This window comes from uncultured Sphingomonas sp. (assembly GCF_964243315.1).
In the GTDB taxonomy this organism is placed as follows: Bacteria; Pseudomonadota; Alphaproteobacteria; order Sphingomonadales; family Sphingomonadaceae; genus Sphingomonas.
The window spans coordinates 1-7,028 of sequence record NZ_CAXTEM010000084.1; the positions used below are offsets into that span (position 1 = coordinate 1).

Genomic DNA, 7,028 nt, shown 5'->3' on the forward strand with positions numbered 1-7,028 from the left:
CCGCGACGCTCGGGGCCAATCAGCCCTTCGTCCTCGTAGAAGCGGAGCGCGCGGGCGGTCACGCCGAACTCGGCGCACAGGTCCGAGATCGAGAAATCGTCCCGGTCGCTGCGCGGTTCGAGCACGGCATAGGCGTGACTGGAGGCCATGCGCCCGACTACCTCTCCTTTACGTCAACGTCAAGTGCCGCAGAGTGGCTTGCCGGTGCCGAGCCGTAGCGTCGACGCCTCCGCGGCGGACGCGCTGATCCGGTCGACCGTGACCGCCGCGAGTGACGCCCGGCCCGCGCAGACGCGGTCGCACTCGACTGGCAGTTCGGCGGGAAAGGCGATCCGGTCGCCATCGATCCGCGCGGCGAAGCGGCAATCGCCGAAGCGGATGTCGAGCTTGCCGCCCGATCGCGACGCCGTGCCTGCTGCAGCGCAGCTCTGCCCCTCGCCATAATCGACCACCGCGCCGATTCGGTAATCGCCCCTGCTACCGGGCACGACGCAGAGCCGATCGGTGTCGCGCGCCCACGATCCCACCAGCGACGCGTTCTCCCCCGGGATCAAGCCGGCATCGCGCGCCGCTACCTCTAGCCGCGCGCCGGGGCTGTCCGCCTGCTTCTCGGCCGCACGCTCGCCGCACGCGGCCAGCAGCAGCGCCGCGGCAAAGGCCAGCCTCACGCGATCGGTACGAGCGAGTCGCCGTCGATACGGCGATAGAAGCAGCTGTACGCGCCCGTATGGCAGGCCGGCCCGGTGGGATCGGCGACGACCCAGATCGCGTCCTGGTCGCAATCGATCCGCATTTCGACGACGCGCAGCACGTTCCCCGACGTCTCGCCCTTCCTCCACAGCCGCCCGCGGCTGCGCGACCAGAAATGCGCCTCTCCGCTCGTTTGGGTAGCGGCAAGCGCCTCGGCATTCATGTGCGCGACCATCAACGGCGCGCCCTGCGGATCGACCACCACGGCGGTGATCAGGCCGGCGGCGTCGTACTTGGGGTCGAGGTGGGAGGTGGTGTCGCGATCGGGCATGCGCAGATTGGTAGTGCGTCGGCACGACAACGACAATCGTGGGCCCAGAGTCGGGTCGATGAGCGACTTTATCGATGCCTTTCGGTACATCTAGCCATCAGGCGTTAACCTTAGCCCGACGATCCAGCCTATCTGTGTCCCCGCGAAGGCGGGGACCCAGTACTGGGTCCCCGCCTTCGCGGGAGCACAACAGCGGGAGGCGTCCGTCGGCGGAGATCACTTCTTCCCATGCCCCCGGATGGCCTTCGCGAGCGCCGCCTTGTCCATCGTCGACCGCCCTTCGATACCGATCTCGCGGGCTTCCTTCAGCAGGTCGGTCTTGCTGCGATCTTCCAGCCGAGTGCCGCGGTGGTCCAGCGTCCCCGCGGCTTTGGCATTGGCAATCCGTGCCGCCTTCTCCTTGGAATTGCCTTGCGCGATCAGGTCTTCGTATAGCTTGTCGTCCTTGATCTGGGCGCCGTGGTCCCTTGCCATTTCATGCTCCTCACGATTTTTGCCAAAACCCACATTGCGACCGTTCGCTCCCAACCTATGTGACAAAGAGGCGACAAGCCCGCAGCCAGCGGCTATGGGCCCGCATGCACCACGTGAGCGACCCCGCGATGCTGACCACTAATCCCTATGACGACGACAAGCTGCGCGAGGAGTGCGGCGTCTTCGGCGTGTCCGGCAGCGATGGCGCCAGCGCTGCTGCGCTGGTCGCGCTGGGGCTCCATGCTCTCCAGCACCGCGGCCAGGAGGCGGCGGGGATTACCAGCTTTGACGGCACCAACTTCCACACGCACCGCGCGATGGGCCATGTTGCGGGCAACTTCGATCGCGACGACGTCATCCGGTCGCTGCCGGGCGAAGTCGCCTGCGGGCACGTCCGCTATTCGACGAGTGGCGAGACCGCGCTGCGCAACGTGCAGCCGCTATACGCGGAGCTACAGTCGGGCGGCTTCGCGATCGCGCACAACGGCAACATCTCGAACGCGATCCGGCTGCGTCGCGAGCTGGTTCGCCGCGGTTCGATCTTCCAGTCGACGAGCGATACCGAGACCATCATCCACCTCGTCGCGACCTCGAGCTACCGCACGCTGCTCGATCGCTTCATCGATGCGCTGAAGCAGATCGAGGGTGCCTATTCGCTGGTGGTGATGACGCCCGAGGGCATGATCGCCTGCCGCGACCCGCTCGGCATCCGGCCGCTGGTGATGGGCCGGCTCGACGGCGCGGTAATCTTTGCGTCGGAGACGGTCGCGCTCGACGTCGTCGGGGCGACCTTCGACCGTACCGTGGAGCCGGGCGAGCTGATCATCGTCCAGGGCCACGAGATCCGATCGATCCGCCCCTTCGCGCCGATGGCGCCGCGCCCCTGCATCTTCGAATGGGTGTACTTCTCCCGCCCTGATTCGATCGCGGGCGATCAATCGGTCTACACCGTGCGCAAGGAGATCGGCGCGCAGCTGGCCGCCGAGTCGCCGGTCGACGCCGATCTCGTCATCCCGGTGCCCGATTCGGGCGTCCCCGCCGCGATCGGCTACGCGCAGGCATCTGGCATCCCGTTCGAACTCGGCATCATCCGGTCGCATTATGTCGGCCGCACCTTCATCCAGCCCGGCGACAAGGTCCGCCACCTCGGCGTCAAGCTGAAGCACAACGCGAACCGCGCCCTGATCAAGGGCAAACGCGTGATCCTGGTCGATGATTCGATCGTGCGCGGTACGACCAGCCTCAAGATCGTGCAGATGATGCGCGATGCGGGCGCGGCGGAGGTCCATATGCGGATCGCCAGCCCTCCGACGCGGCACAGCTGCTTCTACGGGGTCGACACGCCCGAACGCGCCAAGCTGCTCGCGGCGAAGCATGATGTCGGCGGGATGACCGACTTCATCCATGCCGACAGTCTGGCGTTCGTGTCGATCGACGGGCTCTACAAGGCGCTGGGCGAAGCACACCGCGCCGATATCCGGCCGAAATATTGCGACGCCTGCTTCACCGGCGATTATCCGACGACGCTCACCGATCAGGACGAGAGCGTGTCGGTCGATCAATTCGCGCTGCTCGCCGAGCGCGTCATCTGACCATTCGGAGGATCGTTTGACCGTTCAGCCTCTCGTCGGGCAGCTCGCGCTCGTCACCGGCGCAAGCCGCGGGATCGGCGCGGCCACCGCGATCGCGCTCGGCGCCGCGGGGGCGCACGTCGTCCTCACCGCGCGGACCGCCAAGGGGCTGGAGGAGGTGGAGGAGACGATCTTCGCCGCGGGGGGATCGGCGACGATCGCGCCGCTCGACCTCGCCGAGTCGGACAGCATCGCCCGGCTGGCGACCGCGATCGGCGAACGCTGGGATGCGCTCGACATCATGGTCCTGAACGCGGCGATGCTCGGGTCGCTAGCGGCGGTGCCGTCGATCGATCCCAAGGAACTGGCGCAGGTCCTGACTCTCAACGTCAGCGCACAAGCGGCGATGATCGCGGCGTTCGATCCGATGCTGAAGCAGGCCAAGTCGGCGCGGGTGATCGGCGTCACCTCCAGCGTCGGGCGTACGCCGCGCGCTTTTTGGGGCGCATATGGCGCGTCGAAGGCGGCGTTCGAAACGCTGCTGCTCGCTTACGGGGACGAGGTGTCGGGAATCGGTGGGATCCGCACCGCCATCCTCGACCCCGGCGCCACCCGCACCAAGATGCGCGCCCGCGCCTATCCCGGCGAGGATCCCGCATCGGTGAAGGACCCGCAGGTGGTCGCCGATCGTATCGTCGCGCTTGCGGTAGCGGGTTTCGAAGACGGTCACCGCGAGCGGGTGGACTAGGCTCGGCTGCTGCGAGACGCGGCAGGATCGATATTCTACGCCTTCACCAGCGTTACCTGCGCGACGTCGATGCCGCCGCCGCGGAATCCGCCCTCGCAGTACATCAGGTAATAGCGCCACATCGCGACAAACCGGGCGTCTATCCGCGCCGGCAGCCGACCCTCCCCGACCGCGGCGTCGAAGCGGACCCGCCACCGGCGCAAGGTCTCGGCATAGTCCAGCGGGAAGCTGTCCTCGTCGGTCCAGGCCAGTCCTCGCGCTTCGGCGAGCGCGCGGAAGCGGCTGCGCGACAACAGCATGCCGCCCGGAAAGACGTAGCGCTGGATGAAGTCGATGCTGTCGGCATAGGCGTCGAACACGTCGTCGGCGATCGCGATATACTGGATCGCGGCACGCCCGCCGGGCTTCAGCGCGCGCACGATCGTGTCGAGATAGGCGGGCCAATATTCCTGCCCGACCGCCTCGACCATTTCGATGCTGGCGACCGCATCATATTGCCCGGCTATGTCGCGATAATCGGTGAGCGAGACTTGAACGCCGGGCAGGGCCTGGGCGTCGACGACCGCCTTCTGCTCGGTCGATAGCGTCAGCGCGCGGACCTTGCGATCACCTGCCGCGGCGAGCGCCGCGAACGATCCCCAGCCGCATCCGATCTCGAGGATGGTGTCGCCGGGCGCGGTCGCGGTCCGATCGAGGATCGCCTGCAGCTTGGCATGCTGCGCGTCCTCCAGCGATAGATCGGGGGACGTGAAGCGTGCACTCGAATAGGTCAGCCCCGCGTCGAGCCATTCGCGGTAGAAATCGTTGCCGAGGTCGTAATGCGCCGCGACGTTGCGCCGCGAGCCGCGCCGGTGATTGCGCCGCAGCCAGCGCCACGTCCGTGCGGCGATCCGCGCCGTAGCGCCCGAACGCGCCGCATTGCCGAGCGCCACGCGGTTGCGCATGAAGAGGTCGAACAGCGGCACCGGATCCGGGCTCGACCAGTCGCCGGCTACCCATGCCTCGTACCAGCCGACCGATCCGCCCGTGGTTAGCCGAACCAGCGCACGCCAGCGATGTAGGGTGACGACCGGCACGGGGCCGTCGGCGCGACCGCCGAGCAGCCGGTGGGTGCCATCGGGAAGCCGCGCGTCGATCCCGCCGCTCAGCAGCCCCGCATCGATCCGGTCGAGCAGCCGGTGAAACACCGGCGCGACGATCCGCGCCGATCGCGCGCTGGTGGCGGGGACAAGGATCGGCTGGGTGACGTTCATCGACGGGGCTCATGCCGCACCGCCGCGCCCGAGGAAAGGGCGCGCTGCCGACGCGTGTTCATCGACCGCTACTTGGTCTTCTTCAGCGCCTCCAGCGCGCGCACGCGCGCCTCACGGTGGCCGATGATCTTGGCGGGGTAGCCTCGCGGGCGACTGCCGCTCTCGTCGGGGTCGTGGATCGCCGGATCGGGCACGCCGCGCAGCTCGGGCACCCATTGCCGGATATAGTCGCCCGCGCCGAACTTCTCCGACTGGCCGAGCGGCGCCATGATCCGGCTGAACATGTTCGAATCGACGCCGGTCCCCGCGATCCACTGCCAATTGACCGCGTTGTTGCCGTAATCGGCATCGACCAGGCAGTTCCAGTACCAGCGCTGCCCCTCGCGCCAGTCAATCAGCAGATGTTTCACCAGGAAGCTCGCGGCGATCATCCGCACCCGGTTGTGCATCCAGCCGGTCGCCCACAGCTGACGCATGCCGGCATCGACGATCGGGTAGCCGGTGCGTCCGGTCTGCCACGCCTTCAGGTCGTCGTTCGCCTCAGCACCGGTGCGCCACGGCAGACGATCGAACGCCGCGCGGCCGTTCGTTTCGGCATAAGCGGGTAGCGACAGCACCACGCCGTCGGTGAAATCGCGCCACGCGAGTTCCTTGCGGAACGTCGTGACCCCCTCGCTGCGGCCGCCGATCGCGTGCCACACCTGACGCGGGCTGATCTCGCCGAAATGAAGGTGCGGCGACAGGCGCGACGTGCCCTGCGTCGCCGGCAGATTGCGAGCCTCGTCATAGACGTCGACCGCATCGGCGAACTGGATCGCGGCCTCCATCGCCGCCTCTTCGCCGACGGTCCATTCATCAAAGCCGGTCGACCAATCGGGCTTGGTCGGCAGCAGCGCCCAGTCGGCAAGCCGATCGCTCGCCGGCCATGTCGCGGGCACGGCGATCTCATCCGGCGCCGGCAGCGGATCGGCCGGCGGCATAATGTGCGACAGCGCCTTCCAGAACGACGAGAAGACCTTGAACTGCCCGCCCGATCCGGTGACCACGTCCTCCACCCGAGCGAGGTGGTTACCTTCGTGCAACACCAGCACGTCATCCAGTTCGTCTTCGGCCGCGCGCCACCAGGGTTCGTAATGCTGGATCGCATGTACGCGCGTCGCCCCGGTCTCGCTCATCAGCGCGCGCAACTGCTCCGCCGATCCGCCGCGGCGAAGGATCAGGCGCGACCCCACAGCCTCCAGCGCTGCGGACAGCGATGCGAGCGAGTGGTGAAGCCACCAACGCTGCGCCCCGCCGATGCGCCAGTCACCGGGCGTGTCGTCGTCGAGGATGTAGATGGGGATCACTTCTCCCTCTGCCGCCGCCGCGAGAAGCGCGGGCTGGTCGGACAGGCGGAGATCTTGGCGAAACCAGAGGAGGACGGGCTGGGTCATTGCGATGTCATCGCCCGATCAGGTTGTTGATGTAAGGCGATCGCCGCGTCACCCCACTTCCGTCATCCCCGCGCAGGCGGGGATCCATACTGGCGAACGCAGCGAGTTATCCGCGAGGCTAGCCGGTCTGGATCCCCGCCTGCGCGGGGATGACGACCGGATTTGAGAGCGGGTGCTGCCTCCCCACCCCTCAAATCACGTGAGGCTGCTTCTCCACCTGCCAGGTCTGACCCTGGCTGAGCAGCTTCTGCAGATCCGGCTTCTTGCCCGCCGCGGCTTCGGCATTCTGCACGATTACCGCGCTGTCGAAGGTCGGTGCGGGATCGTCGTAGAGCACGCCGAGCGCCATCGGGAACTCGCCGAACGGCATCTCGACCAGCATATGCGCGAGCCCGCGATTGGTCTGGTCGTGGACCGCGACTCCCGCCGCCGCCCAATCGCCGTCGGTAACGTCGACGACCTTCAGCATCAGCCGATCGGCATCCATCGCCAGACCCTTGGTGCCGCCCGCGAACAGCAGCGGCTTGC

General features: G+C 67.4%; 8 protein-coding genes and 1 pseudogene (1 of these 9 running past the window's edge). 2 read left to right on the forward strand and 7 right to left on the reverse strand.

Annotated elements, in window-relative coordinates:
• From ACFE77_RS15260 to ACFE77_RS15275, 4 genes are all read right to left on the reverse strand, one after another.
• A partial coding sequence (locus tag ACFE77_RS15260; RefSeq protein ID WP_375422510.1) for a MerR family DNA-binding transcriptional regulator occupies positions 1 to 149 on the reverse strand: 149 nt, incomplete at its 3' end.
• A 30-nt stretch (positions 150 to 179) separates the two neighbouring features.
• Complete coding sequence (locus ACFE77_RS15265; protein WP_375422503.1) at positions 180 to 668, reverse strand: hypothetical protein; 489 nt, start codon at positions 666 to 668, stop codon at positions 180 to 182.
• Positions 665 to 1,021: a phosphoribosyl-AMP cyclohydrolase gene (hisI, locus tag ACFE77_RS15270; protein WP_375422504.1), complete on the reverse strand. Its 357-nt coding sequence runs from the start codon at positions 1,019 to 1,021 to the stop codon at positions 665 to 667. The genes ACFE77_RS15265 and hisI overlap by 4 nt, the downstream gene beginning before the upstream one ends.
• Before the next feature lie 216 nt (positions 1,022 to 1,237).
• Positions 1,238 to 1,495, reverse strand: coding sequence for a Rho termination factor (locus ACFE77_RS15275; RefSeq protein WP_375422505.1), 258 nt, complete (start codon positions 1,493 to 1,495; stop codon positions 1,238 to 1,240).
• A gap of 128 nt (positions 1,496 to 1,623) precedes the next feature.
• Between ACFE77_RS15275 and purF the strand changes: the two genes are divergently transcribed.
• Positions 1,624 to 3,087, forward strand: coding sequence for an amidophosphoribosyltransferase (gene purF, locus ACFE77_RS15280; protein WP_375422511.1), 1,464 nt, complete (start codon positions 1,624 to 1,626; stop codon positions 3,085 to 3,087).
• A gap of 16 nt (positions 3,088 to 3,103) precedes the next feature.
• Positions 3,104 to 3,814, forward strand: a complete 711-nt coding sequence (locus ACFE77_RS15285) for an SDR family NAD(P)-dependent oxidoreductase (protein ID WP_375422506.1) — start codon at positions 3,104 to 3,106, stop codon at positions 3,812 to 3,814.
• 35 nt (positions 3,815 to 3,849) lie between these two features.
• Here ACFE77_RS15285 and ACFE77_RS15290 read toward each other — a convergent pair whose 3' ends face one another.
• The 3 genes and pseudogenes from ACFE77_RS15290 to ACFE77_RS15300 all read right to left on the reverse strand — a co-directional run.
• The gene (locus ACFE77_RS15290) at positions 3,850 to 5,067 is read right to left on the reverse strand and encodes a class I SAM-dependent methyltransferase (RefSeq protein WP_375422507.1); all 1,218 of its coding nucleotides are present in this window, start codon (positions 5,065 to 5,067) and stop codon (positions 3,850 to 3,852) included.
• 68 nt (positions 5,068 to 5,135) lie between these two features.
• A complete protein-coding gene (locus ACFE77_RS15295) occupies positions 5,136 to 6,500 on the reverse strand; it encodes a cryptochrome/photolyase family protein (RefSeq protein ID WP_375422508.1) in 1,365 nt (454 codons plus the stop codon).
• Between the two features lie 190 nt (positions 6,501 to 6,690).
• A pseudogene (locus tag ACFE77_RS15300) lies at positions 6,691 to 7,028 on the reverse strand (2-oxoacid:ferredoxin oxidoreductase subunit beta); it runs 709 nt beyond the window's last position.

Bases quoted from the DNA above. Each gene is read 5' to 3' on its own strand.
- purF (WP_375422511.1), top strand. From the start codon at position 1,624: ATGCTGACCACTAATCCCTATGACGACGACAAGCTGCGCGAGGAGTGC.
- hisI (WP_375422504.1), bottom strand. From the start codon at position 1,021: ATGCCCGATCGCGACACCACCTCCCACCTCGACCCCAAGTACGACGCC.
- ACFE77_RS15295 (WP_375422508.1), bottom strand. From the start codon at position 6,500: ATGACCCAGCCCGTCCTCCTCTGGTTTCGCCAAGATCTCCGCCTGTCC.
- ACFE77_RS15290 (WP_375422507.1), bottom strand. From the start codon at position 5,067: ATGAACGTCACCCAGCCGATCCTTGTCCCCGCCACCAGCGCGCGATCG.
- ACFE77_RS15275 (WP_375422505.1), bottom strand. From the start codon at position 1,495: ATGGCAAGGGACCACGGCGCCCAGATCAAGGACGACAAGCTATACGAA.